The 24,536-nt window shown below is 38.3% G+C and carries 26 protein-coding genes and 1 riboswitch; of the genes, 17 read left to right on the forward strand and 9 right to left on the reverse strand.

Annotated elements, in window-relative coordinates; translation table 11 throughout:
* Positions 1-82 precede the first annotated feature (82 nt).
* The 3 genes from ligA (at position 83) to ACLCEG_RS16670 (ending at position 4,324) form a co-directional block, all read left to right on the forward strand.
* The gene (gene ligA, locus ACLCEG_RS16660) at positions 83-2,119 is read left to right on the forward strand and encodes an NAD-dependent DNA ligase LigA (protein WP_410568400.1); all 2,037 of its coding nucleotides are present in this window, start codon (positions 83-85) and stop codon (positions 2,117-2,119) included.
* Between the two features lie 254 nt (positions 2,120-2,373).
* Positions 2,374-2,838: a bacterioferritin gene (bfr, locus tag ACLCEG_RS16665; protein WP_001214863.1), complete on the forward strand. Its 465-nt coding sequence runs from the start codon at positions 2,374-2,376 to the stop codon at positions 2,836-2,838.
* Positions 2,839-3,130: 292 nt separating this feature from the next.
* On the forward strand, positions 3,131-4,324 hold the full coding sequence (locus ACLCEG_RS16670; RefSeq protein WP_410568447.1) for an MFS transporter: 1,194 nt from the start codon (positions 3,131-3,133) through the stop codon (positions 4,322-4,324).
* Between the two features lie 68 nt (positions 4,325-4,392).
* Here the strand turns inward: ACLCEG_RS16670 and ACLCEG_RS16675 are convergent, their stop codons facing one another.
* Together ACLCEG_RS16675 and otsB are read right to left on the reverse strand one after the other, a co-directional pair.
* Positions 4,393-5,823, reverse strand: a complete 1,431-nt coding sequence (locus ACLCEG_RS16675) for a trehalose-6-phosphate synthase (RefSeq protein WP_410568402.1) — start codon at positions 5,821-5,823, stop codon at positions 4,393-4,395.
* Entirely contained in the window at positions 5,811-6,662 is an 852-nt protein-coding gene (gene otsB / locus ACLCEG_RS16680) for a trehalose-phosphatase (RefSeq protein ID WP_410568404.1), read from the reverse strand. The genes ACLCEG_RS16675 and otsB overlap by 13 nt, the downstream gene beginning before the upstream one ends.
* 354 nt (positions 6,663-7,016) lie before the next feature.
* On the opposite strand from otsB, the gene ACLCEG_RS16685 reads away from it, so the two are divergent.
* The 5 genes from ACLCEG_RS16685 to bioD all read left to right on the forward strand — a co-directional run bounded on the left by ACLCEG_RS16685 (position 7,017) and on the right by bioD (position 11,672).
* Positions 7,017-7,748: a hydrolase gene (locus ACLCEG_RS16685; protein ID WP_410568406.1), complete on the forward strand. Its 732-nt coding sequence runs from the start codon at positions 7,017-7,019 to the stop codon at positions 7,746-7,748.
* 93 nt (positions 7,749-7,841) lie between these two features.
* Positions 7,842-9,122 (forward strand): adenosylmethionine--8-amino-7-oxononanoate transaminase, encoded by a 1,281-nt coding sequence (bioA, locus tag ACLCEG_RS16690; protein ID WP_410568408.1) that lies wholly within the window; start codon positions 7,842-7,844, stop codon positions 9,120-9,122.
* Position 9,123: 1 nt separating this feature from the next.
* Complete coding sequence (locus ACLCEG_RS16695; RefSeq protein WP_410568410.1) at positions 9,124-10,281, forward strand: 8-amino-7-oxononanoate synthase; 1,158 nt, start codon at positions 9,124-9,126, stop codon at positions 10,279-10,281.
* Complete coding sequence (gene bioC / locus ACLCEG_RS16700) at positions 10,278-11,027, forward strand: malonyl-ACP O-methyltransferase BioC (protein ID WP_410568412.1); 750 nt, start codon at positions 10,278-10,280, stop codon at positions 11,025-11,027. The genes ACLCEG_RS16695 and bioC overlap by 4 nt, the downstream gene beginning before the upstream one ends.
* A complete protein-coding gene (gene bioD, locus ACLCEG_RS16705; RefSeq protein ID WP_019457041.1) occupies positions 11,028-11,672 on the forward strand; it encodes a dethiobiotin synthase in 645 nt (214 codons plus the stop codon). It abuts the gene before it with no gap.
* A gap of 63 nt (positions 11,673-11,735) precedes the next feature.
* Here bioD and rluB read toward each other — a convergent pair whose 3' ends face one another.
* From rluB to ACLCEG_RS16730, 5 genes are all read right to left on the reverse strand, one after another.
* Entirely contained in the window at positions 11,736-12,659 is a 924-nt protein-coding gene (rluB, locus tag ACLCEG_RS16710) for a 23S rRNA pseudouridine(2605) synthase RluB (protein ID WP_004703404.1), read from the reverse strand.
* Between the two features lie 41 nt (positions 12,660-12,700).
* Positions 12,701-13,294: an SMC-Scp complex subunit ScpB gene (scpB, locus tag ACLCEG_RS16715; protein WP_004703403.1), complete on the reverse strand. Its 594-nt coding sequence runs from the start codon at positions 13,292-13,294 to the stop codon at positions 12,701-12,703.
* On the reverse strand, positions 13,291-14,082 hold the full coding sequence (locus ACLCEG_RS16720; RefSeq protein WP_410568414.1) for a segregation and condensation protein A: 792 nt from the start codon (positions 14,080-14,082) through the stop codon (positions 13,291-13,293). The genes scpB and ACLCEG_RS16720 overlap by 4 nt, the downstream gene beginning before the upstream one ends.
* Positions 14,083-14,307: 225 nt before the next feature.
* The gene (locus ACLCEG_RS16725; protein WP_004703401.1) at positions 14,308-14,925 is read right to left on the reverse strand and encodes an L-threonylcarbamoyladenylate synthase; all 618 of its coding nucleotides are present in this window, start codon (positions 14,923-14,925) and stop codon (positions 14,308-14,310) included.
* A gap of 89 nt (positions 14,926-15,014) precedes the next feature.
* Positions 15,015-15,677 carry an elongation factor P hydroxylase gene (locus ACLCEG_RS16730; protein ID WP_068936110.1) on the reverse strand — a complete coding sequence of 221 codons (663 nt, stop codon included), beginning with the start codon at positions 15,675-15,677 and terminating at the stop codon, positions 15,015-15,017.
* A gap of 96 nt (positions 15,678-15,773) precedes the next feature.
* Here ACLCEG_RS16730 and ACLCEG_RS16735 point away from each other — a divergent pair, with 96 nt between their 5' ends.
* The 6 genes from ACLCEG_RS16735 to lysM all read left to right on the forward strand — a co-directional run bounded on the left by ACLCEG_RS16735 (position 15,774) and on the right by lysM (position 19,448).
* Entirely contained in the window at positions 15,774-16,334 is a 561-nt protein-coding gene (locus ACLCEG_RS16735; RefSeq protein WP_004703397.1) for a YceD family protein, read from the forward strand.
* Between the two features lie 74 nt (positions 16,335-16,408).
* A complete protein-coding gene (gene rpmF / locus ACLCEG_RS16740; protein WP_000290730.1) occupies positions 16,409-16,594 on the forward strand; it encodes a 50S ribosomal protein L32 in 186 nt (61 codons plus the stop codon).
* 152 nt (positions 16,595-16,746) lie between these two features.
* A complete protein-coding gene (fabD, locus tag ACLCEG_RS16745) occupies positions 16,747-17,733 on the forward strand; it encodes an ACP S-malonyltransferase (RefSeq protein WP_004703394.1) in 987 nt (328 codons plus the stop codon).
* Complete coding sequence (gene fabG / locus ACLCEG_RS16750; protein WP_000191300.1) at positions 17,730-18,464, forward strand: 3-oxoacyl-ACP reductase FabG; 735 nt, start codon at positions 17,730-17,732, stop codon at positions 18,462-18,464. The genes fabD and fabG overlap by 4 nt, the downstream gene beginning before the upstream one ends.
* A gap of 84 nt (positions 18,465-18,548) precedes the next feature.
* On the forward strand, positions 18,549-18,785 hold the full coding sequence (gene acpP / locus ACLCEG_RS16755) for an acyl carrier protein (RefSeq protein WP_001279871.1): 237 nt from the start codon (positions 18,549-18,551) through the stop codon (positions 18,783-18,785).
* A gap of 189 nt (positions 18,786-18,974) precedes the next feature.
* On the forward strand, positions 18,975-19,448 hold the full coding sequence (gene lysM, locus ACLCEG_RS16760) for a peptidoglycan-binding protein LysM (protein WP_004703391.1): 474 nt from the start codon (positions 18,975-18,977) through the stop codon (positions 19,446-19,448).
* 45 nt (positions 19,449-19,493) lie between these two features.
* Here lysM and ACLCEG_RS16765 read toward each other — a convergent pair whose 3' ends face one another.
* Positions 19,494-20,261 carry a hydroxymethylpyrimidine/phosphomethylpyrimidine kinase gene (locus ACLCEG_RS16765; protein WP_191106916.1) on the reverse strand — a complete coding sequence of 256 codons (768 nt, stop codon included), beginning with the start codon at positions 20,259-20,261 and terminating at the stop codon, positions 19,494-19,496.
* A gap of 97 nt (positions 20,262-20,358) precedes the next feature.
* Between ACLCEG_RS16765 and ACLCEG_RS16770 the strand changes: the two genes are divergently transcribed.
* Positions 20,359-21,033 (forward strand): HAD-IA family hydrolase, encoded by a 675-nt coding sequence (locus ACLCEG_RS16770; RefSeq protein ID WP_410568417.1) that lies wholly within the window; start codon positions 20,359-20,361, stop codon positions 21,031-21,033.
* 58 nt (positions 21,034-21,091) lie between these two features.
* Here the strand turns inward: ACLCEG_RS16770 and ribB are convergent, their stop codons facing one another.
* Positions 21,092-21,751, reverse strand: a complete 660-nt coding sequence (gene ribB, locus ACLCEG_RS16775) for a 3,4-dihydroxy-2-butanone-4-phosphate synthase (protein WP_410568418.1) — start codon at positions 21,749-21,751, stop codon at positions 21,092-21,094.
* Positions 21,752-21,841: 90 nt separating this feature from the next.
* Positions 21,842-21,992, reverse strand: a riboswitch (FMN riboswitch).
* A 176-nt stretch (positions 21,993-22,168) separates the two neighbouring features.
* Between ribB and ACLCEG_RS16780 the strand changes: the two genes are divergently transcribed.
* Both ACLCEG_RS16780 and ACLCEG_RS16785 read left to right on the forward strand, forming a co-directional pair.
* Positions 22,169-23,950, forward strand: coding sequence for a DUF2157 domain-containing protein (locus ACLCEG_RS16780; protein WP_410568420.1), 1,782 nt, complete (start codon positions 22,169-22,171; stop codon positions 23,948-23,950).
* Positions 23,950-24,510 carry a GDYXXLXY domain-containing protein gene (locus tag ACLCEG_RS16785; protein ID WP_410568422.1) on the forward strand — a complete coding sequence of 187 codons (561 nt, stop codon included), beginning with the start codon at positions 23,950-23,952 and terminating at the stop codon, positions 24,508-24,510. The genes ACLCEG_RS16780 and ACLCEG_RS16785 overlap by 1 nt, the downstream gene beginning before the upstream one ends.
* Positions 24,511-24,536 lie beyond the last annotated feature (26 nt).

Below are 24,536 nucleotides of genomic sequence, written 5' to 3' on the forward strand. Positions count from 1 at the left end.
GTATAGGTTGCGATAATTGCAACATATCTAGTCGCAGCTCAGGGTGGAGAAATTTCCACCCTTTTTTATGGTGAATAATATAATGGCAATAACTTCCGTGATCGAACAGATGCGTCAGCTTATTCAACTGATTGCAAAGCATAACCATGCCTACTATGTCATGGATCAGCCGACAATCTCGGACAGTGAATACGATCATTTATTTCATCAGCTAAAAGCTTTAGAAGAGCAAAATCCTGAACTTATTCAAGCTGATTCACCAACAACAAAAGTAGGTGGACAAGCACTTTCAAAATTTGAGAGTGTGACGCATGTGGTGCCAATGCTTTCACTGGGCAACGTATTTAACCAAGAAGATTTATTTGCATTTGCACGCCGTGTAGAAGAGCGGCTACCAAACCAAAAAGTACAATACGAAGTTGAGTTGAAACTTGATGGTCTTGCGATTTCTCTATGGTATGAAAATGGCGTACTGGTTCGTGGTGTAACTCGTGGGGATGGTGAAACTGGCGAAGACATTACGCAAAATGTAAAAACCATTCGTAACTTGCCTAAAGTTCTGCACTCTGAAAAGTACGACATTCCGCGCTTGCTCGAAGTTCGTGGCGAAGTACTCATGCCGAAGTCTGGTTTTGAAAAACTCAATGCCGACCAAGAGGCAAAAGGTGAAAAAACTTTTGCTAACCCTAGAAATGCAGCAGCTGGAAGTTTAAGACAGCTAGATCCAAATATTGCTGCTAGTCGACCTTTGGCATTTTACGCGTATGGAATTGCACAATGTGAACCAAATCATGGTCTCACAACTATGCATGATAGCTTGCAATGGTTAACGGAACTTGGATTCCAAATTGCTGAGCGTCAGTACTTGTGTAATTCAATTCAAGAAGTACAGCAGCGTTATGAGCAAATTCAGCAAGAACGTCCAAGCCTCCAAGTTGAAATTGATGGCATGGTCGTAAAGGTCGATGACTTAAAACAACAACAGCAGCTTGGTTTCTTAAGCCGGGAACCACGCTGGGCAACTGCTTATAAATTCCCTGCACAAGCCGCACTGACCACTGTTGAGCAGATTGACTGGCAAGTAGGACGTACTGGGACTTTAACACCTGTAGCACGCTTAAACCCTGTTTTTGTGGGTGGTGTGACTGTTTCTAATGTGACTTTGCATAATATTGGTGAAATTCATCGTCTAGATGTACGTGTTGGTGACACGGTGAGTGTTTACCGTACGGGTGACGTTATTCCTAAAGTAGAAAAAGTTTGGCCAGAGTTCCGTCCCGCTGAAGCAGAAATAGTTCATTTACCTGAAAACTGTCCAGTATGTGCATCTCCTGTAGTTATGCCTGAAGGTGAGGCTCTTGCACGTTGTTCTGGTGGTTTATATTGCGCTGCACAGCGTATAGAGGCGATTCGTCACTTTGTATCGCGTAAAGCTCTGGATATTGAAGGTTTGGGAGATCGTTGGGTAGAATCTTTATTACGACTCGATTTACTTAAAGATGTGGCTGATATTTACCATTTGCATGAACACAGAGAAACACTGTTGGGCATTGAAAAAATGGGTGAAAAGTCGGTACAGAACCTCATTGATGCCATTGAAGCTAGCAAGAAGACGACTCTAGCGCGTTTTATTTATGCCTTAGGTATTCGTGGGGTAGGTGAGACAACTGCCAGAATGTTAGCCAATACATTCCAGACGCTAGAGGCTCTTAAAGCTGCGGATATTGAAGCCTTGAAGAAAACTCCAGATGTAGGCGATATTACTGCTGAATGGATTGCTGATTTCTTCTTGGCACCGCATAACATTGAAGTACTTGATCGTTTAATTGCTGCTGGTATTCATTGGGATGCACCAACAGCACCAACACGACAACCATTAAACGGTGAAAGCTGGGTACTTACAGGTACATTAGAGCAAATGACACGTGATCAGGCGACTCAAATGCTGCAAGCATTAGGTGCACGTGTAAGTGGTAGTGTATCGAGTAAAACTAAATGCGTGGTTGCGGGTGAAAAGGCTGGTTCAAAACTAGAAAAAGCAGCGAAATTAGGTATTCCTGTCATGAATGAAACAGATTTCTTATCACTCATGGCGGGTTATGGGCAGACTTTGAGCTAAAAGACTTAGCGAAATAAGAACCATTGATTTTAGTTACAAATTTATAAATTGATGGTTTATGCCATATTTGAACGCTTGTTTGAGCTTATAAATCGGACAAGCGTTTCTTTTTGCAGAGGAAATTTAAATAACTTAAACTGCAAATGCGTATGTTTCTCATTTTAATTTGATAAAAATCATAAACTTAACTATTTTTTATTTTGCAATCATTTTTAAGATTGCCCATAATAGACTCATACGATAGGAGATTTATTATGCGTGGCAATCCAGAAGTCATAGACTATTTAAATATGCTCATTGGCGGAGAGTTGGCTGCCCGTGATCAATATTTAATCCATTCTCGTATGTATGAAGATTGGGGTCTAAACAAGATTTATGAGCGTATCGATCATGAGATGCAAGAAGAAGCTTCTCATGCTGATGCAATTATTCGTCGTGTATTGTTTTTAGGTGCTAAACCAAACATGCACCGTGAAGATATCAATGTCGGTACAGACGTTGTATCTTGCTTAAAAGCTGATTTAGCACTTGAATATCACGTGCGTGAAAAATTAGCGACAGGTATTAAACTGTGTGAAGAAAAAGGCGACTACATTAGTCGTGACATGTTACGTCAACAATTATCAGATACCGAAGAAGACCATACTTACTGGCTAGAAAAACAGTTGCGTTTAATTGAACTGATTGGCCTACAAAATTATATTCAGTCTCAAATTTAATGATTTGAAGAACCCAGCTTAAGCTGGGTTTTTTATTCACTTGTTTTAATAAAATAAAGTCACTGCTAGACGTTAATATTGTCAAATTGAATATATTCAAAGCCTTACTATATAAGGCTTTGGTAGTTACAAAAAAGTCAGAAAAATTGTGTCAGGCCCCATGTTTTTTTTATGGAATTGGATATAATTTCGCCAATAAAAACCCTTGCCTGAAACTTAATATGGCAAGGGTTTTTCTATGGGGAATCGGTTGGTATGGATCGCCAATGGTTTTATGGTGAGCTTCGCGTATATGTTATTTTCCAAGTCTGCTGTTTTAGATACAGCTACTCTCTTAAGCACACAACGATTAGCAACTCGTCTCAGCTTTTTTAGCTTGGGCTTTGCGATATCTGCTTGGGCACCACTCATTCCTTATGCACAGCAACGTTTAAACCTAAATCATGCAAATTTTGGTTTATTGCTGCTTTGCATGGGAATCGGTTCAATGATCGCTATGCCTGCGACAGGGGCTTTAGTTAAGCATTGGGGATGCCGTCCATTAATTGCAGTGGCAACCATACTTTTAATGGTGTTATTACCAAGTTTAACGATCTGGCATAGTCTTGTATCGATGGCTGTGGCGTTATTTATTTTTGGTACAGCAGCAGGCAGCCTTGGCGTTGCTATCAATTTGCAGGCAGTGGTGGTGGAAAAACACAGCTTACGTGCGCTCATGTCTAGTTTCCACGGTATGTGCAGCCTTGGTGGTTTAATAGGTGCCATGCTTGTCACCACGCTACTAGCAATTGGCCTTTCACCACTCATGAGTACGCTGTCTGTGGTCATGATTTTACTGGTCGTTAGCTTTGTTGCTATTCCATCTGCTTTAACAACATTTGAGCAAGATGAACAAGGTGCAGCTGAAATAACTGACGCACCTAAAAAAACTTCGCGTCCGAATGGTACTATTCTCTTGATTGGAATGATGTGTTTTATTGCCTTCTTGTCAGAAGGTGCAGCAATGGACTGGGGTGGTATTTATTTGACTAGTAAATATCAGCTGAATCCTGCCTTTGCGGGGCTGGCTTATACATTCTTTGCACTGAGTATGACAAGTGGTCGTTTTGCAGGACATCTCTTGTTAAAACAATGGGGTGAGAAAACCATTGTGACCTATAGTGCAATTGTTGCCGCGCTTGCTATGGTCACTATTGTGATGGCACCTGTTTGGCAAGTTGTAGTATTGGGTTATGCACTTTTAGGTTTAGGCTGTTCTAACATTGTGCCTGTTATGTTTTCTCGTGTCGGCCGCCAGAATGATATGCCTAAAGCAGCAGCGCTTTCTATGGTTTCAACTATTGCATACACAGGGTCATTAAGTGGTCCAGCTTTAATCGGTTTAATTGGTCAGTGGACTAGTCTAACCACAGTCCTATCTGGGGTAGCTGTCTTATTAATCATGATTGCTGTACTCAATCGCTTTACGCTTGTGAAGGCAAAGTAACTTACGCTAACTCACCAGCCGAAAAGAACATCGAGAAAAACTTCTCGATGTTCTGTGAGTGTGAATTATTATAAGACATGATAAGTGGGTAAATACTTATCTTGTAATGAGAATTTAGATTTCGTGAAAGTCGGAGCATTTTCTAAATCTTTCAAGAAATTATTACGCCAATTACTCAAGTCTGTGGTTACTAAACCCTCTATTAGCTGTTCATAACGATTAATACGTTCTGCTTTAGACATCTCTAGAGCGGTTTTTAGAGTATCCATCATTGCTGCTCGATCTATTGGGTCAACAATCAAGGCCTGGGTCATTTGTTCAGCTGCACCAGCATATTTAGATAAAATTAGTACACCTGGGTTCTCTGGATCTTGAGCCGCAATATATTCTTTTGCGACCAAATTCATACCATCACGTAGTGAGCTAATCCAGCAAATATCAGAATTGCGATAAATATGCATTAGGCTGTCATGTTTAATGGTGTCATAGCAGCAATCAATTGGACGCCAGTCTTCCTGTGCAAACTCTTGATTAATCAGCTCTAGCTTGGTTTTAAAACGTTGGTATAAGCGTTGATAAGTAGGAATATCTGTACGTGAAGGTGTTGCAACTTGTAGATGACGTACTAGCCTATGATATTCTGGATTGGTTTCCAAGAAGGTTGCAAATGCATTGAAACGCTCAAGTAGACCTTTTGAATAATCAATACGGTCAACCCCGATAATAGTTTTTTGACGTGGAATATCTTCAAAGTTAAATACATTTGCTGTTTGAAATGCCTGTTGTGCTTGGCGCTGAATAAGTTCAGGTTGCACACCAATAGGGTAGGACTTAATCAATACCTGACGCTTTTTATAACTAATTCGGTCACTTAATATTTTTTGAGCTTCAAGTAAGCCCATGCACGTTTGCATACAGGTATTTTGATCAGCTTGAGTTTGTAGGCCAACTACATCATATTTGCAAAGGTCTTGTACTAGTTGTAACGCAACTGGAATTTTGCGCCAAATGTTTAAGCTTGCAAAAGGAATATGCAAAAAGAAACCGATTTTATTTTGCATTCCTAATTCGCGGCAATGACGGGCTACACTAAAAAAGTGATAGTCATGTACCCAAATAACATCATCCGGCTGAGCAATTTGTTTTAATTTTTCAGCAAATAAACGATTGACCCGTTGGTAAGTATTATATTCTTCAGCATCATATTCAATCAGATCGTCTCTATGATGCATAGCAGGCCATAAGACCTTGTTAGCAAAACCGCAGTAATACTGTGCATATTGCTGATGTGTAAGAGGGCAGGTAATGTAGTCAATCCCATGAGAATATGCCTGATCGAATTCAGGCGCTTCAGTATCGGTAATTTGTTGACCATTCCAGCCCAACCAAATACCGTTACTGTCATTTAATGCGTCTTGTACAGCTACTGCAAGGCCACCTGCTGAAGCCTTACCTGATGGCATACTTATTCGATTCGATAACACGATTAATTTAGACATATTTGTTCTCCATTCTGATCTTGACTATTTTTGACGTATAACTTTTTTATTTTTTCGAGAAAGAAAAAAAGAAAATTAGAAACGCTGTTAATATCTTTTAATCTATATTGAGCTTCTGTTTCACCAGAACCTACTTTAATTGAAGTGCCAAACTGTTGATTAATAAATATGAAACCCGATTCATCTGTTAAGTCATCTCCTATAAATATCGGATGAATTAATGGTAAATTAAGATGATTTAATATAGTTTGAATTGCTTTGCCTTTATCTGCCTGTTTAGGTACTAATTCAACTACAAATTTTCCTCTATTTAATTTTAGTTGAGGATGAAAATATTTAACCTGTTGCATAATATAAATTGCATTATTTTCTAATTCTGGTTTTTTTCGATAATGTAAGGCAATAGAATATCCTTTATCCTCAATTAATAAATCGGGATATTTTTCACAAAATTTTATAATATCTTCTTTTAATTTATTAAAATTAATATCACTTAAGTCTGGGCGAATATAAGTGCTAGAGTCAAAACGAATATCTAAACCATGTAGTCCAGCTATAGGAACTTCAATAGACTGAAGCAGCTTACTAGCCGTTTCAACATCGCGACCTGTTACAGCAACCACTGGTATATTTAATTCAATAATTTTTTTTATAACTTCTAATGTAGTATTAGGAATAAAACTATGTTCAGGATGAATTTGAAATGGAGCTAATGTTCCATCAATATCTAGAAATAAACAATAATTTTTATCTGAAGGTAAGGTATTTATAATATCATTGGGTGTAACAAAATATGTATCTTTTTCTCTCCCACCAGATATTATACTTTGACTATTCATTTTAACCTACCCAATATTTTGATCATTAATTAATCTTCTATCATTAAAATGAATTAATGAGTCATTTTTTTTAATAAAAAAACATAAGTATTAACATTAATTACATTGCACAATGGGTTTATGGGTGAAGTGTGGATTATGTTGTTTTTTGATTTGCTTCAATGTTTAGATAATTAAAGTTTTGTATGTTTCATATGAATAATTTAGGCTTTACTTATCAATATATTTCAGAATATTAACTACCTCTAAATGACTGATTTTACTTTTTGAAATTCAAGCGTTCTGTTGATTTTAAAAGATATTTAGAATTGAACTTCATATATAATCTTGCAAAAGTTGGCTGTGGACAGGTATATGAAGTTACAAAATAAAATTTTATTGATTACAGGTTGGGGAGTAGGCATAGAACCTTTGCAATCACTTAAATTGCACTTGGAAAAAGCTGGTTTTGAAATACAACTGATTAATATTTTTAATGTTTTAGATAGTAGCTTTCAAGCACAGCTTGATTTAGTGGCTGAAGTTGATGTGATAATAGGCTGGTCTCTAGGTGGGCAGTTAGCAACTCAACTGGTTGATATTTTTTACAAGCAAACAGGGCAAACAAAAACTTTAATTACGCTCGCTTCAAACCCTTGTTTCGTTGCTCATGATAATTGGCAAACCGCAATGCCTGCTGATGTATTTAGTCAATTTAAAGGGTCTCTTTTACAGAACCCGCAAGCCACTTTAAAGCGTTTTTATTATTTGATTACACTTGGCTCATCTCAAGCGAAACAAGATTGGATGAGTGTACAAAACATCGCAAATCCACCCGCACAGGAAATACTGGTAGACGGTTTAAAAATGCTAGAACAGTTAAACTTGGTAGATAACTTGAAAAACTATTCAGGTCTACAGCTTCATCTGTTTGCTGAGCAAGATAATGTCATTCCTTGCAAAATTATCGAGAATTTTAAGGATTTCGCTACAGAAAACATGACTTATAAGTTACTAAAAGACGCTACACACGCTTTTCCGTACTTACAGGTAGAAAGAACAATTGAAGAAATCTGCCAATTTTTAACAATTCATCAGCAAAGTTAATAAGCTTTGATTGATATCGCAATTTTCTTTCATTATTAACAGGTTTAACATGTGTTCAATGAGAGATTTGAACGCTGTAAAAGGGTATAGAGGATGACCGATAATTTTGATTTGGAACATATTTGGCATCCATATACTTCAATGACCCAACCGTTACCAACATTCAAAGTTAAGCGTGCTTATGGTGCGACCATTGAACTCGATGATGGTAGAACTTTAATTGATGGCATGTCCTCTTGGTGGTGTGCAATTCACGGCTATAACCATCCTGAACTCAATCAGGCAGTGACAGATCAATTACAGAACATGTCACATATCATGTTTGGCGGGTTAACTCATGATCCTGCGATTGAGCTTGGTAAAATTCTTTTAAAAATTACACCGCCAAGTCTCGATAAAATTTTCTATGCAGATTCAGGGTCGGTTGCCGTTGAAGTTGCTTTGAAAATGGCTGTGCAGTTCTGGACAGCACAAGGCCAACCACAAAAAACAAATTTTATTACTACGCGTTCTGGTTACCACGGTGATACATGGAATGCGATGTCTGTATGTGATCCAGTTACAGGCATGCATCAAATTTTTGGTACCAGCTTACCGAACCGTCTTTTCGTGGCGGCACCACAAACCAAATTCTACGAAGAATGGAATCCTCAAGATATTGCCGAGCTAGAACAAGCTATTCAGCAAAATCATGAACATCTTGCCGCACTCATTATTGAACCAATTGTTCAAGGTGCAGGGGGCATGCGTTTTTATCATCCTGAATATTTACGTCAGGCTAAGGCGCTTTGTGAGAAATATCATCTGTTATTAATTTTTGATGAAATTGCTACTGGCTTTGGCCGTACAGGTAAGCTTTTTGCGTGGGAACATGCTCAAGTCGAACCGGATATTATGTGCCTAGGTAAAGGGTTAACAGGCGGCTATATGACGTTATCTGCGACCTTAACAACAAAGCATGTTGCAGAAACGATTAGTCGTGGAGAGGCTGGAGTATTTATGCACGGCCCAACCTTTATGGCCAATCCACTTGCTTGTGCCGTTGCCTTGAAAAGTACGCAATTATTAATTGAGCAAGATTGGCAAGCTAATATTAAGCGAATTGAGCAACAGCTTAGCCAACATTTAGTGCCTTTAAATCAGCTTGATTATGTTGCTGATGTACGAGTGCTGGGTGCAATTGGTGTAGTAGAACTCACCTTTAATGTCGATATGAAAACTTTACAGCAACAATTTGTAGACCGTGGAATTTGGATTCGCCCTTTTGGCAAACTGGTTTATGTGATGCCACCTTATGTCATTACTCAACAAGAGCTAAGCGATTTGCTTGAACAATTGGTTGAAGTTGTTAAAACATTGCAGGGAGCACATTAAGATGTCATTGCTTGATCACTTTGCTACAGAGTTAGATGAGTTAAAACAACAGGGTAATTTCAGACAATTTACCCAAAATGTGCAGCATGGCCGTTTTATTACAATTCAAAATAAAACAATGCTCAACTTAGCTTCAAATGATTATCTTGGACTGGCGGCTGATCTTAATCTTCGTCAAGAGTTTTTAGATAGCTTGCCGTTAGAGCGCAGCTATTTTAGTTCTTCATCGGCTCGTTTACTGACAGGTAACTTTGAAGAATATGAACAGTTGGAAAATAGCCTAAGCCAAGCATTCGGTGGTCGGTCGGCTCTGCTATTTAATAGTGGCTATCACATGAATATTGGTATTTTGCCAGCTGTTTCTGATAGCAAAACTTTAATTTTGGCAGATAAATTAGTTCATGCGAGCATGATTGATGGTATACGTTTATCTGGTGCGCAGTATGTACGTTATCGACATAACGATTTACAGCACTTAGAACAACTTCTGCAAAAATATCATGATGATGACAAGATTGAACGAATCATTGTGGTCACAGAAAGTATTTTTAGTATGGATGGTGATGAAACGGATTTAGCCGCATTAGTCCAGCTTAAAAAACGTTTTGCTAAAACCATGCTTTATGTCGATGAGGCACACTCAATTGGGGTGCGTGGTCAGCAAGGCTTAGGATGTGCTGAACAATATAATGTCATTCAAGAAATTGACTTTTTAGTAGGTACATTAGGTAAAGCATTAGCAGCAGTCGGTGGTTACATTATTTGCGATCCTATTATTAAAGATTATCTCATAAATAAAATGCGCCCGCTTATTTTTAGTACAGCTCAACCTCCGATTGTTATGGCTTGGGCAAATTTTATATTCCAAAAAGTATTGGTTGCTCGGCCTCAGCGTGAACACTTAAAAAATATTAGCCAATATCTTCAACAAGCCGTTATAGAAAAGGGTTATGTAAGTCCTTCGACCAGCCATATTGTTCCAATTATTGTGGGAGAAAGTCAGGCTGCTATTGATAAGGCAAAACATGTTCAAGAATGTGGTTTTTATGCTATGCCTGTACGTCCACCAACAGTACCTAAAAATAGTTCACGTTTGCGTATTTCTTTAACGTCAATGGTCGAACAACACGAGCTTGAAGCACTGGTGAGTTTTCTGTGAGTCTGAATAAAAACTTAGTTGCCGAGCGTTTTGCTAAAGCAGGGCAAAGCTATTCAGAGCATGCAGTTGTTCAAAAACAAATTTGCCAAAATTTAACGGGCTTACTAAAGCAATTTTGTCCAAGTACGATGTCACGTATTTTTGAAATTGGTTGTGGTTCTGGCAATTTAACTCGTCTGCTTGTTGACGCTTTTCAAATTGAAGATTTAATTTTGAATGATCTGTACTCAGAGGTGCAGACGCACTTCAATCATCAAGAAAATTTGAAATGGTTGATTGGGGATATTGAAACTTTAGATTTGCCCCAACAGCTCGATATGATTGTTTCAGGTTCGGCTTTGCAATGGATGCAAGATTTACCGCGTTTGCTTAAGCGTTGTAATGATGCTTTAAATGACACTGGTTGGCTATGCTTTTCAACATTTGGCCCTAAGAACCTATTTGAAATTAAAGAGCTAACTGGACAAGGTTTAAGTTATTGGAATCTTGAAAGTTGGAACAATGCCTTAACTCAGGCTGGTTTTGAAGTTTTGCATTTATCTGAGTCAGAAACTCAGCTCTATTTTGATTCGCCTAAAGCTGTATTACAACATTTGAAAGCAACAGGTGTAACGGCAACCGCTCAGCATCGTTGGACCAAGCAAACTTTACAGCAGTTTTATCAAGATTATGATCGGTTTAAGCAGGCCGAGGGATATGCCTTAACATACCATCCGATTTATTGTATTGCCCGGAGAGTGAAGTAAATGAGTGGCCAGATCTATTTTGTCAGTGGGATTGATACCGAAATTGGTAAAACTTACGCGACAGGTTTTTTAGCAAAATTATGGACTGAGCAAGGTAAAAAAGTAATTACCCAGAAACTCATTCAAACAGGTAATGCTGATATTTCTGAAGACATCGAGAAGCATCGTGAAATCATGGGACAAGGTTGGTTTCAGGAAGATCACGATAAGCTGACTATGCCTGAAATCTTTAGCTATCCAGCTTCACCTCATTTAGCAACACGCTTGGATAATAGAGAAATTGATTTTCAAAAAATTGAAAATGCGACTCAAACATTGGCTGAGCGTTTTGAAATTGTATTGTTAGAAGGTGCAGGTGGGTTAATGGTGCCATTAACCACCAGTCTACTCACAATTGATTATGTGGCTCAGCATCAATTCCCCGTTATTTTAGTAACATCAGGTCGTTTAGGAAGTATTAACCATACTTTACTTAGTCTTGAGGCGCTTAAGTCTCGTGGGCTGAAATTAAAGGCTCTAGTTTATAATCTAAAAGATGAATCAAAAGATCCATTAATTTCTAAAGATACTTCAAATTACTTGAAAGATTATTTAGCTATTCACTTTCCAGAAGCAGAGTGGATTGAATTGGCAAAAATGAGTTAATTTGACAACAAACTATAAAAAAACCGCTCTAATTTGAGCGGTTTTTTAATTCAAAAGCTGAGCTTAGAACTTTTTAAATCCACGGTTAAGACCAGTCGATTTACGCTGATTACCGGTGTTTGCTGGTGCTTCTTTTTCATCATCACGACGTTGTTGACGTAAATAGCCACCACGACGCGCTGCCATTGGCTTTTCAGTCATACGGTCAGTACGACGTTTCGCCATACCAAATAAGCCTGTACCTTGACGCGGTTTTAACTCAACAGATTTTGCTAAGTTGTCGATATCAGTTTTGTCGAGTTCCATCCAACGGCCAGTACGTAATTCACGTGGTAAAATCACAGTACCGTAGCGAGTACGTAATAAACGACTTACTTTAAGGCCTTGTGATTCAAAAATACGGCGTACTTCACGGTTACGACCTTCTTTCACCACAACTTGATACCAGCGGTTAATACCTTCGCCACCAATTTCAGAGAAAGACTCGAACTTGGCTGGGCCATCTTCAAGCTCTACACCGTTTACCATGTTTTGACGTAGTTTTGGTGTTACTTCACCCATTACACGTACAGCGTATTCACGTTCAATTTCATTAGATGGGTGCATTAAGCGGTTAGCAAGTTCACCATCATTTGTAAATAATAATAAACCTGTACTGTTAATATCCAGACGACCTACCATTACCCAACGATCATTTGCAATTTGTGGTAAATGATCAAATACAGTTGGACGTTTTTCAGGATCATTACGTGAACAGATTTCACCCTCAGGTTTATAATAAATCAGTACACGACGACGAATTTCGTCTTCGATTTGAAACTGAACTTTACGACCATCAATGCGTAATTCATCGCCTGGTTCAATGCGTTCACCCACTTGGGCAACGCTGCCGTTTACACTCACGCGTCCTGCGGCAATAACCTCTTCCATATATCGACGGGAACCTAATCCGATTCGCGCTAATACTTTTTGCAATTTTTCACTCATGACAGCACAACCTTAGACATAATGATCAACAGTCCACCTCTTTATGATTTCGGTGCATTTGCATCGAGAGCCATAAATGCTTCCTTGGCGTTCTGTAGGGGAGGCAATTGGCCTAAAGAGGCTAGACCAAAAGCATTCAGAAATTGAGGCGTTGTAATTAGCAACGCAGGTCTTCCGGGTAAATCTCTAAAACCGGCTTCTTTAATCCAGTTCCAGTCAAATAGCGTTCTGAGAATCTGACTATTATTAGATACACCACGAATTTGTTCAATATCAGCACGCGTGACTGGTTGATGATACGCAATGACAGCCAACGTTTCTAGTAAAGATGGCGACAGTTTTGTTGGTCGCTCTGGCCAAATCTGCGCAATAATATTGCGATATTTGGATCTTACCTGAAAACGAAAGCCTTGCGCAGTTTCTATCAACTCAATAGAGCGGCCATGTTGTAAGAGGGCAAGTTGTTGTAAAAGCTGACGAAGCTGTTGTTTGTTATATTGATTATTAAAAGCTTCTTTTAAACGAGCAATCGAAACAGGTGCTTCACTGGCAAAAATAATCGCTTCAAGTTGCAATAAAACTTCGTGATGAATGTCAGCTAATGACAAATCGGTATTATTTTGTTCAAAACTCATGTCGCAGTCCCTTGAATAGCCAATGGAGCTTCAACACCTGTCGCAATAATTTTAATCTTTTGTTGTCGGGTTAACTCTAACACAGCCATAAAAGTTACAACCATGCCCATACGGCCTTGTTGCGGATTCAGTAATTCTTTGAAACTTAACACGTCGCCTGACTCTAATTTCTCTTCAATATATGCGATCCGTTCTTCTAACAGTACAGGCTCTTGTGCAATTGTATGTGTTACAGGTTCTGGGCGGTTAAATACGCAAAACAAAGCATCATGTAACGCCGAAACATCATAACCTTCATAAACAGGTGCAATATGGCCCAAACTTACATTGGCACTAAACGTATCACGGTCAAGAACTGGCATTTGCCCTAAACGCTCAGCAGCTTGCTTAATACGTAAATAAGTCTCAAGTCGATCAATAAGATCTTGCTTAGGATCTTTTTCAATACTAATAACAGTTGGCTTAGGTAAGAGTAATCTAGATTTCAAATCAGCCAATAAAGCAGCCATGACCATGTAGTCGGCAGTTAGCTCAATATTTAAAGACTTCATGCTATCCATGTAAGCTAAATATTGAGTTGCAATAGGGGCGATATCGAGCTGAACTAAATCAAAACCGTTTTTCTGAATCAGATAAATTAAAAAGTCGAGTGGTCCTTCAAACTGTTCGAGTAAAATCTCGAAGGCAGCTGGAGGAATATAAAGATCTTCAGGAATCGTGTCGTGCCACTCATCTAAAACACGGATGTGTGGAACGTCTTCCATGGATTGATGAAGTGATTGGTTCATTACGATTATAAGCCACGCGAATTTTCAAAAGCATGAGACTTGTTTTCAAGTCAATAAGAGCTGTAGCAGAAGAACAGCAGATAGTGCAAAACATTCTAAAGGAATTGTGACTTTTAATAAATTGCTTAACGACTAAAGTGTAAAAAAAATCCAAACTAAATAAAGAGTATTTTTTTTCTTGATAATACTTTTTTTTTAACTGTTGGTAAAAAGGGGAATAAGTGCTTATTCGAAAGCACTTACGTCTCCTGCCCCATGACGGATCACTTCTGGATGTTCACCCGATAAGTCAACAATACTGGTGGTTGTCAAAGTTCCGAACCCACCATCAATAAATACATCAATCCGTTTAGCTAACTGATTTTCAATATCGTAAGGATCATCAAGAGGGTCTTCGTGTCCTGGTAAAATTAGTGTACTTGTCAGTAAAGGTTCACCAAGTTCTTTTAATAAAGCCTGACAAATTGGGTTGCTTGGAATACGTAAACCAATTGTTTTCTTTTTGGGGTGCATTAACCTGCGTGGAACTTCACTGGTTGCGGGTAAAATAAAAGTCGTAACAGCAGGTGTATTTGCCTTTAATAATCTATAAGTCGCATTATCAACTTTTGCATAAGTTGCGATATCTGATAAATCACAGCACATAATTGCATATTGGTGCTTAGGACCTAAATCACGAATCTGAGCAATACGTTCCATGGCATTTTTATTACCGATCTGGCATCCGATTGCATAGGCAGCATCGGTAGGGTAGACCACAACATCGCCTGCACGAATACGCTCAACCGCTTGATCAATGAGGCGTTGCTGTGGATTTTCAGGATGTACATGTAAATGCAGCATATTTTAGAGACTCCATCACGCCAGTATTAAAAATAGTATTAGACTTTTCAAACTTGGGAAGCAAGTAACTTACGTAGTTTTTTTGTCATTTAATCAAGGAGTTCACGTTTAAATTCACTTGATTGTAACGCTGCACCTGCTCGCGTACATTGGCAAATACATTCAATGAATCGCGCTGCATCAACAGGTAATTTAGCTTCTCCAGAAAAATAGCGTTGTACTTGTGTATAAACATTATCTTTAAACTTTTTGCCATCTCCGCCATCACCTGTCAGGTTGTCGAGCGAGACTCTAAATTTTCTGCCAAAAGAATGGGAAAATAACCATTCAATCGCTTGCGGCTTAATTTCCACCTGTTCAAATAAATCTTGCTGTTCTTTAGTTCGACCATCTGGGGCGTACCAATACCCTAAATCAGGCAACAGACGACGTTTTGCGCCTGCAATTGTCCAATGGCTAATTTCATGCAAAGCACTATTGAAAAAACCATGGGCAAATTGAATTTTGGCTGGCTCATGTTCGTTTGCTGGGAAATATTCTGGTTCAAATTCTCCACGAACTAATGTCACATTATGGTGGGAAAACCAGTGATTAAAGTGTAAAATAAGCCAATCAACTTGCTCAGACTCTAATTTTGAGCTTGGCCATGGTGAGAGTTGCACCACGTCAGGTAAAAGAGTGTTTTGGTGAGTTGAATGGGTGCAAACGAGTAATGAAGTGTTAACTTCAGGTTGCGGCTGCAACAGGTGCATTGCTTAATTTACCCCGAGTTCTGTCTAAAGAAGTACAAAATTGTATCTTAATCTTTGACAGAGTACCGATGAATTTGTAGAATTGCCGCCTTAATTATGTCAGCAAATACCTTTCCGGCACAGATTGAGCCGTTTAAATGGGCTGAGCAAGGCTTTACATGGTCAGGTCAACTGCCATTGTCTCGTCTTACTCGTATTGCTCGTGAAGCTGTTGGATCAATTGATAACCAATTGATCAACATAGACTGTAAGCTATCAATGGATGCATATCATCGCATTGTGTGGTTAGATGGTCATATGGAAACAAAAGTTCCAATGGAGTGCCAACGTTGTTTGGAACCTGTTGAAATGCCAATTGTTTCTGACTTTCATATTGCACTTGTAGATGATGAGTCACTGATAGAGCGCTTGGATGAGGATGCTGATTTCATCGTTTTAGGTGAAAGTGAGTCTTCGACAAAAGGTGATTTTGATACACCTGCTTCGATTAACTTGCTCGCATTACTAGAAGATGAACTGTTATTGTTGATGCCTTTATCTCCCAAGCATGATGCTTGTGAACATAAACATCAACCTACCATTCAGAACGTTGTCGAAGAGAAACGGGATAACCCGTTTGATGTTTTGGCAGGTTTGAAGGGTAAACTTAACTCATAATTTGTGTTATGATTATGAGATAAGACAACTGAATTTGTTCTGATCCATTTTTTCGATCTTTGTAAGGAGCCATCATGGCCGTTCAGCAAAACCGTAAAAGTCGCTCTCGCCGTGACATGCGCCGTTCACATGACGCTTTAACCGAGAATGCATTAACAGTAGACCAAGCAACTGGTGAAACTCATCGTCGTCACCACGTGACTAAAGACGGTTTCTACCGTGGTCGCCAATTATTCGCTAAAGCAGCTGATGCTGAATAATTGCATGATATGCATTAAGCGTGATGCTTAAGTATAGAAAAAATGGGAGCGAAAGCTCCCTTTTTTTGTTGTTTTTCGCAATTATAAATATACAAATTAAATGTTAAATTTCCGCTCCAGAGAAATGAGTGAAAACCCAAAAAGGATTTCTTATGTCTGCTAAACGTCTTGAACAAGTAGCTTTAGCCACAAAAACTGCATTTGTGTTTCCGGGTCAAGGTTCACAAAAAGTTGGTATGCTCGCTGAACTCGCAGAACAGTTTAGTGGAGTTGGGCAAACTTTTGCTGAAGCTTCAGACGCGCTGGGATTTGATCTTTGGCACATTGCGCAAAGTGGTGAAGGTTTAGACCAAACACAAAACACCCAACCTGTATTATTAACTGCTAGCATCGCTTTATGGCGTCTTTGGTTAGATTTGGGTGGTTTAGCGCCTAAATACCTTGCTGGTCACTCTTTAGGTGAATACAGCGCTTTAGTTGCAGCGGGTTCAATGAGTTTGGCAGATGCAGTTAAATTAGTTAATTTGCGTGGAAAACTCATGCAAAGTGCTGTTCCTCAAGGGGAAGGTGCGATGGCTGCAATTCTTGGTCTGGCCGATGATAAAGTAGTTGAACTATGCCAGAGTGTAACTGCATCAGGTCAAGGTTCAGTTGAAGCTGCAAATTATAATTCACAAGGTCAGGTTGTAATTGCGGGCAGTACTGCATCTGTACAGCAAGTGATGGCATTAGCAAAAGAACAATCTGCTAAAGCAATTGCTTTACCAGTTTCTGTACCTTCGCATTGTTCATTGATGAAGCCTGCTGCAGAAAAATTTGCAGAAGCTTTGGAACAAACTGCCATTGAGCTACCTACCATTCCTGTAATACAAAATGTCAACGCGGGAATTGCTACCGATGTTGCTCAATTACGTCAGGCATTAACAGCACAATTGTACGAGTCTGTGCAATGGACACGTACCATGCAGTCTCTTCAAGACCAAGGTATTCAGTACATTGTTGAATGTGGTCCTGGTACAGTATTGAGTAATCTCGCAAAGCGTTTACCAAATATCGAAAAAGCTTTTTCTATTGATAGTAAGAGCAAAATGGAAGATGCCCTAAATGCTGTTTTAGTGGCAGAAGGAAAAATTGCATGACACAAGAACGCAAAGTTGCATTAGTAACGGGCGCGAGTCGGGGCATTGGCGCTGCAATTGCCCAGCAACTTATTCAAGACGGTTATTTTGTCGTAGGTACTGCGACTTCTGAATCTGGTGCACAAAAGCTAACAGATAGCTTTGGTGAACAAGGTGCAGGTTTGGCGCTAGACGTGCGTAATCTCGATGAGATTGAAGCAGTCGTGTCTCATATTGAACAGAATTATGGTCCTGTACTTGTTCTCGTTAACAATGCAGGTATTACGAAAGACAATTTGTTGCTTCGTATGTCTGAAGATGATTGGGATGACATTCTCAATATCCACCTTAAAGCCGTTTATCGTTTATCTAAACGCGTACTTAAGGGTATGACGAAAGCACGTTTTGGTCGAATTATTAATATCAGTTCTGTTGTTGCTCATTTTGCAAACCCAGGCCAAGCAAACTACTCTGCTGCTAAAGCAGGTATTGAAGCATTCAGCCGTAGCCTTGCAAAAGAGATGGGTAGCCGCCAAATCACTGTAAACAGTGTGGCACCAGGTTTTATTGCAACAGAAATGACAGATGCACTTAGTGAAGACATTCGCAAAAAAATGAGTGATCAAGTGGCTTTAAATCGTTTAGGTGAGCCACAAGATATCGCAAATGCGGTGAGTTTCCTTGCAAGTGATAAAGCAGGTTACATTACCGGTACGGTATTACATGTAAATGGTGGTTTATACATGGCCTAACGCCGATGTATAAACTTTTAAAAATTTTTATATTCAATTAAACTAGTGGCAAATCAAACGCCACAAGCAATGAGGAGAATTCCTGTGAGCGATATCGAACAACGCGTTAAACAAGCAGTTGCAGAACAACTTGGTCTTAAAGCTGAAGAGATTAAAAACGAAGCATCTTTCATGGATGACTTGGGTGCTGACTCTTTAGATTTAGTTGAACTTGTTATGTCTTTCGAAAATGACTTCGACATCACTATCCCTGATGAAGATTCAAACGAAATCACTACAGTTCAATCTGCAATTGACTATGTAACTAAAAAACTTGGTTAATTCGCATATTGCTGATTAAAAAGAAGGCCACCGTAAGGTGGCTTTTTTTATTTAATCAAAATCATTGATAGGGATACATATTTTTACAAGATCAACCTCAATTGATAGCAGAGGTGTCTCTTTTTTCAAGTATAACAATAAAGGTCAGTTTAATGACTTTACTATAAACAATAATATGAGGACTAAAAGATGGGTCTTTTTGATTTTGTAAAAGGTATTGGAAAGAAAAATACCGCACCAGCAGAACCACAACCAGCTCCAGCAACACCAGCAGAACCTTCTGCACAAGAAGTGGCAAATAAATTATTAGGATTAATCAAAAGTTTAGGCTTGGGAGTGGAAGGCCTATCTGTAACATATAATGGTTCAACTGATACTGCGACGCTTCATGGTCAAGTACAAAGCCAAGCAGACAAAGAAAAAATTATTCTTATTGTTGGTAACGTAGACCACGTTGCGCAAGTAGATGATCAAATGACGGTTGCTACTCCTGAGCCAGAAAGTAAATTTTATACGATAAAATCAGGTGATAATCTTTCAAAAATTGCGAAAGAATTTTATGGTGATGCCAACCAATATCAAAAAATCTTTGAAGCAAACAAACCAATGCTAAAAGATCCAGATGAGATTTTCCCTGGACAAGTTTTACGTATTCCTCAGTAATTGGAATAAATAAAAAGGCGCTTTAAGCGCCTTTTTATTTGGTTGTTAAAATCGTTTTGGAATCTTTTGTCCATTAGGTACAGGCGTTTCAGCATTTTTTAAAACACCAAATAGCCATGTTTCTGCATGTTGTACTGCAATTTTTAAAGAATCACCCAAAGCTAAACGACCTGCAATAAAGCTTGCCAGTGAACAACCTGAGCCGTGATATTCACCTTCAAGGCGAGGGCAACTACTACTCGCTGCAAGTTCACCATCAATATATAAACTATTTTTAATGAAGTCAGGGGTATCTTCGTGACCGCCTTTTACTAATACAGCTTTAGCGCCCATTTGAAATAGCTTTTCTGTTGCTTGTTCTAAGTCATCAATACCTGTTAGTGCTCGTAATTCGACTGTATTTGGCGTAATAAGCGTCGCTAGGGGGATAAGCTCAACAAATGCTTTAACTAAAGTTGCTTGGTCTCCTAAAGAACCACCACTGTTTGCAACTAAAACAGGGTCAAGTACATATTGATAGTCAGGATGAACACGTAAAAATTCAGCAAGTGCAGCAATATTATCTGTAGTGCCAAGCATACCTGACTTAACACATTTAATCGGTAAGTCATCTACCACGGCATTTGCTTGAGCTAGTAATAGTTCTTTTGAGGTTGCTTCAAAGCCAAATACTTGTTGTGAGTTTTGAATGGTGAGGGCAGTACATGCAATTGCTGCATGAGCACCACTTTGTCCAATTGCTTCGATATCGGCTTGTAAACCTGCACCACCTGAAGGGTCTAAACCCGAGAAACAAAGTACGGTTGGACGCACGGTTATTTCCTTTTCAATTTAAATTTACGTTAGTATAAGAGAGTTTGATTAAACTCTCGACCAATTGAACTAAATACTTTACTGGGTTAATGATTGAATGGCTATAAAACATATTTTGATTGATTTGGATGGAACCTTAACAGACCCTAAAGTTGGTATCCATACTTCAATTCGCTATGCAATGGACAAGCTTGGCTATCCATTAGCTGCCGATTTAAATATTGATTGGACCATTGGCCCGCCTTTAAAACCATCACTTGCAAAATTATTGGCTACTCAAGACGATGATTTAGCTGAACAAGCTTTATTGGCTTATCGTGAGCGTTTCTCGGTCATTGGTCTGTTTGAAAATGAAGTATATCCATCTGTAGTACAAACACTGAGCGCTTTAAAAGACGAAGGATATCGTTTATTTGTTGCTACTGCTAAACCAACGATTTATGCGAAACGAATTTTAGATCATTTTGAATTAAGTCAATATTTTGTACATATTTATGGAAGTGAATTGACAGGTGAGCGGACCAATAAAGCTGAGCTTATTCATTATATTCTTGAGCATGAGCAATTAAATCCTGAAGAGTGTTTAATGGTAGGTGACCGTCAATATGATGTTTTAGGTGCTCGTCACAATGGTATTGAGGCGGTAGCTGTGACTTATGGTTATGGAACAGCAGAAGAACTTGCTCAAGTACAGCCAAAAGCAATGATTAATCAGTTCTCTGAACTTTTGGACTATGTTGAAGAACTGGCAGCACAAAAGAAAGTTTCTTAAATATAAATAAGTTTTAATTTATAGGTTTGGCTTTGTCGTAAAGCCAAACCTTTTTTATTTAAATACCGTGTTGTTGACGGTATTGAACAAGTTCTTCAATCGTAATCACGGTTAAGTGATGAGTTTGTGCATATGCTAAAACTTGAATGCCTGATGCCATAGTGCCATCTGGATTAGTCAATTCACATAACACGCCAGCAGGTTTGAGACCAGCTAATCTGGCTAGATCAATAGTCCCCTCAGTATGACCACGTCGAGTAAGTACGCCACCATTACGTGCACGTAATGGGAAAACGTGACCAGGACGGTTTAAGTCACTTGCAACAGCACCATCTTTAATAGCAGTTTTAATCGTTGTTAAACGGTCTTTAGCAGAAACACCAGTGGTAACGCCTTGAGCAGCTTCAATGGTCACTGTAAATGCAGTATGAAACTGACTTGAGTTTTGAGAAACCATTGGTGGGAGATCTAAGTGATCTGCTAATTCTTCTGTCAGGCATAAACATACAATACCTGAGCCATCACGAATCATACGTGCCATGGTCTCAACAGTTAGAGTTTCAGCTGCAACAATTAAATCTGCTTCATTTTCACGGTCAAAGTCATCCATAACCAAGACTGGTTTGCCTTGACGGATATCTTCTAATGCTTGTTGAATGCGTTGTTCAGCAGGGGAGAGGGCTGAGAAAAAAATTTCTGGTTGAATTAAGCTAGACATAATGAAACGCTCTCGTAAAAATACGGTTGAACATTTCAGGACTGATGTAAAAACAGGCTGGCACTGAAATAAAACGGATTTATCCCAGTTCGTCGTCTTCTTTCATCCGGACTATACCGTCGGCTTTGGAATTTCACCAAATCTGCTCAAATTACATAATTTAAGCTCGTGGGCTTGTTAATTTATATATGAAAATTAACTTTACCACCGGTGGGGAATTACACCCCGCCCTGAAGCGATGGGTTTTATTATAGCGCGCTTGAAGAAATTGGCTAGATGCTTTTGTAGAATGCTAAGTCTCATTATGAATAAGTATTTTTAGAAATCGAAATAGGTTTTTTAACAAGAGCTTACTTGTTGGTTTTAAAAGTGAATGCTATGTTTTTTATAGAAAATTATAAATAAAACAGGTTTTTCATGCAGATTAGAGACTATTATCCCTTTAGGAATACTTTATTTATTCAGCATCTCCATATTTTTAGTTATTTATTTATGGCGGTAAGTATTCTGTATTTGATTGCTGCTAACTGGTTGATGCTTCCTGATAGCATTCAACTCAGCATTCCACCTGTTATATTACTTGTCACTGCTTGGGTGAGCGTAACAGATACCTTAAGCGAGGGAGTTCGGCAGACCTTACATGGTATTTGTGGTTTGATGGTCGGTTTGAGTTTGGCTGTAATAGGACAAGTTTATCAAACAGGTGCAGACAGTTATTTATTGTTCTTGATTTGGACTTTGCTTTTATTACCTTGGTTATATCGACCTAATATTGGTATTTTTAATTTAGTTTGCATTAGCAGCCAACTTACACTTTTTTTATTTTTTCGACAGACTTTTTGGGCAGAAAAATTTCCTTATTTATATCTATTCACTCTAAATTTATTAAGCCTTATCGAGTTTTGGGTCTGTATAAAGAAGTATCGTGCATTACGTTTTGTTTTTATCGCTTGGTTTGCTGTCATTTCAATCATTGGAATGATTCAATACTTATCGAATGCAAACATTCCTTATCTGATCTCGGCTTTCCTTTCAGGAATAATCGCTTTTTATTATTTCTTTAAAAAAAATGATCAATTATGTGCCAGTTTAATGGCTGCTGTTCTTGGTGTGACTGCAACAATATGGCTTGTAGATGGGATTAATCATTTATTTAAAGATTCTAATGAGTTCATTTTTCTACTGATTGCGGGCATTATTTTTATTTGGTTTGCACTTATTAGTTATTTCTTAATAAGAATTTTTCGCCAAAGCCGTTTTTATGTCATTCCTTTAGCAATTGGTGCTTGGCTTGCTGGTTTAGCACTTGCAGCATTTACACTCGTATTTTGGGAGACTATTTCTTTAATTATTGGCATCATCTTTGTTGCTATAGCTATAACTTTACTAACAAAATCTCAAAATTATTTCATTCGGCAATTTGCATATTGTTTATTTATTAGTGGCCAAACTGCTTTTTTATTCCATCTTGGATCTGAAACAAATCAAATTTTATGGGTATTGATTGCCCAGATTTTTATTCTATGTATTAGTTATTTTCTTAAGTCTCATTGGTTCTTTATTTTAATTCAAATGCTCGCAACTTATGGAATAGCATTTTTCTATCTATTGCAACTAGACCATTCAATATGGTCAGTAAACTCTGCTCAAACTTATTTTAATTTAACTTTACTTAACTATTTGATCTTTAGCTTAGTACTGCTGATAGGGAGTAAAGCAATTGTATCGTATGAGCGGAGTATCTTTTTATGCGTACTTGCTGTGATTTTGGTGAACTCATTCTTTGATAATTTTATAGGGTTAGCATTGCTTGATTCGGCTGATCAGTTATTATGGTTTCTCTATGCCTTACCAAGTCTATGGTTATTGTGCTTTAGTTTTTTCTATCTATTTAGTCAGCTTCAAACTATAACTTTTTTTGCTTTTCTCTTTTTGGGAATATTGCTTATTGCACTTGGCTATTTTGATGTATTCATTCTATTTGTAATTTTGACATGGGCTTTAAAAAATAAAGATCGCATTGTTTACGGTATTACGCTTCTTGTGTTCGCTACTGTACTTTGGCAACTTTATTACAGTTTGCAATTAAGTTTTCTAGCTAAAAGTGCATCAATCTTGGTGTCAGGAATTATATTGTTGGCTTTATATAGGTTGCTCCTACAAGAAGCTAAGAACAATTTTGTTGGGGGAGAAAATTAATGAAAAAGTATTTCTCTCTTATTCTTGCAATAGTCACTGTATTAGTTTTTACAGGTTTGGTTGCGAAAAATGAATGGCATCTACATCAGAGTAAAAGTATGTTTATTAAGCTTAAACCCGTTGACCCTCGCTCTATTTTACAAGGCGACTACATGGCGCTGGCGTATGAATTAAATTTACAATCTCTTAAATCACCATCAGGAAACGAAGGTAATGCTTTAGATCAAGTGATTTTTAATCATGCCAATATTCCAGCAAAAGTTATTTTAGATTCACAAAATCGAGTAATTCGTACAATTTTAGACACTAATAATTCATCTGCTGGGCAAAGCTTAATTTTAAAAAATCCTGAAAATCGTTTGCAGGCTTTGTACCCAGCTTCTAGAAGCTTCTTATTTGCCGAAGGTCTAGCTCATTGCTATGAAAAAGCAAAATACGCTGAATTTAAAGTAAATATAAAGGGTGAAGCGATTCTATTTGATTTACGAGGAGAAGAGCTACAATCTTTAAATTGTAAGCAGCAGCAAAGCTGGTGGAAGGGTGCGGTTAGGAGTTTATAGACACTATAAAAAAAGCCCGTATTACG

This window comes from Acinetobacter sp. H1(2024) (assembly GCF_046557555.1).
In the GTDB taxonomy this organism is placed as follows: domain Bacteria; phylum Pseudomonadota; class Gammaproteobacteria; order Pseudomonadales; family Moraxellaceae; genus Acinetobacter; species Acinetobacter seifertii.

Coding starts and splice junctions, on each gene's coding strand:
- ligA (WP_410568400.1), top strand. CDS start 83: ATGGCAATAACTTCCGTGATCGAACAGATGCGTCAGCTTATTCAACTG.
- bfr (WP_001214863.1), top strand. CDS start 2,374: ATGCGTGGCAATCCAGAAGTCATAGACTATTTAAATATGCTCATTGGC.
- ACLCEG_RS16670 (WP_410568447.1), top strand. CDS start 3,131: ATGTTATTTTCCAAGTCTGCTGTTTTAGATACAGCTACTCTCTTAAGC.
- ACLCEG_RS16675 (WP_410568402.1), bottom strand. CDS start 5,823: ATGTCTAAATTAATCGTGTTATCGAATCGAATAAGTATGCCATCAGGT.
- otsB (WP_410568404.1), bottom strand. CDS start 6,662: ATGAATAGTCAAAGTATAATATCTGGTGGGAGAGAAAAAGATACATAT.
- ACLCEG_RS16685 (WP_410568406.1), top strand. CDS start 7,017: ATGAAGTTACAAAATAAAATTTTATTGATTACAGGTTGGGGAGTAGGC.
- bioA (WP_410568408.1), top strand. CDS start 7,842: ATGACCGATAATTTTGATTTGGAACATATTTGGCATCCATATACTTCA.
- ACLCEG_RS16695 (WP_410568410.1), top strand. CDS start 9,124: ATGTCATTGCTTGATCACTTTGCTACAGAGTTAGATGAGTTAAAACAA.
- bioD (WP_019457041.1), top strand. CDS start 11,028: ATGAGTGGCCAGATCTATTTTGTCAGTGGGATTGATACCGAAATTGGT.
- rluB (WP_004703404.1), bottom strand. CDS start 12,659: ATGAGTGAAAAATTGCAAAAAGTATTAGCGCGAATCGGATTAGGTTCC.
- scpB (WP_004703403.1), bottom strand. CDS start 13,294: ATGAGTTTTGAACAAAATAATACCGATTTGTCATTAGCTGACATTCAT.
- ACLCEG_RS16720 (WP_410568414.1), bottom strand. CDS start 14,082: ATGAACCAATCACTTCATCAATCCATGGAAGACGTTCCACACATCCGT.
- ACLCEG_RS16725 (WP_004703401.1), bottom strand. CDS start 14,925: ATGCTGCATTTACATGTACATCCTGAAAATCCACAGCAACGCCTCATT.
- ACLCEG_RS16730 (WP_068936110.1), bottom strand. CDS start 15,677: ATGCACCTGTTGCAGCCGCAACCTGAAGTTAACACTTCATTACTCGTT.
- ACLCEG_RS16735 (WP_004703397.1), top strand. CDS start 15,774: ATGTCAGCAAATACCTTTCCGGCACAGATTGAGCCGTTTAAATGGGCT.
- rpmF (WP_000290730.1), top strand. CDS start 16,409: ATGGCCGTTCAGCAAAACCGTAAAAGTCGCTCTCGCCGTGACATGCGC.
- fabD (WP_004703394.1), top strand. CDS start 16,747: ATGTCTGCTAAACGTCTTGAACAAGTAGCTTTAGCCACAAAAACTGCA.
- fabG (WP_000191300.1), top strand. CDS start 17,730: ATGACACAAGAACGCAAAGTTGCATTAGTAACGGGCGCGAGTCGGGGC.
- lysM (WP_004703391.1), top strand. CDS start 18,975: ATGGGTCTTTTTGATTTTGTAAAAGGTATTGGAAAGAAAAATACCGCA.
- ACLCEG_RS16770 (WP_410568417.1), top strand. CDS start 20,359: ATGGCTATAAAACATATTTTGATTGATTTGGATGGAACCTTAACAGAC.
- ribB (WP_410568418.1), bottom strand. CDS start 21,751: ATGTCTAGCTTAATTCAACCAGAAATTTTTTTCTCAGCCCTCTCCCCT.
- ACLCEG_RS16780 (WP_410568420.1), top strand. CDS start 22,169: ATGCAGATTAGAGACTATTATCCCTTTAGGAATACTTTATTTATTCAG.
- ACLCEG_RS16785 (WP_410568422.1), top strand. CDS start 23,950: ATGAAAAAGTATTTCTCTCTTATTCTTGCAATAGTCACTGTATTAGTT.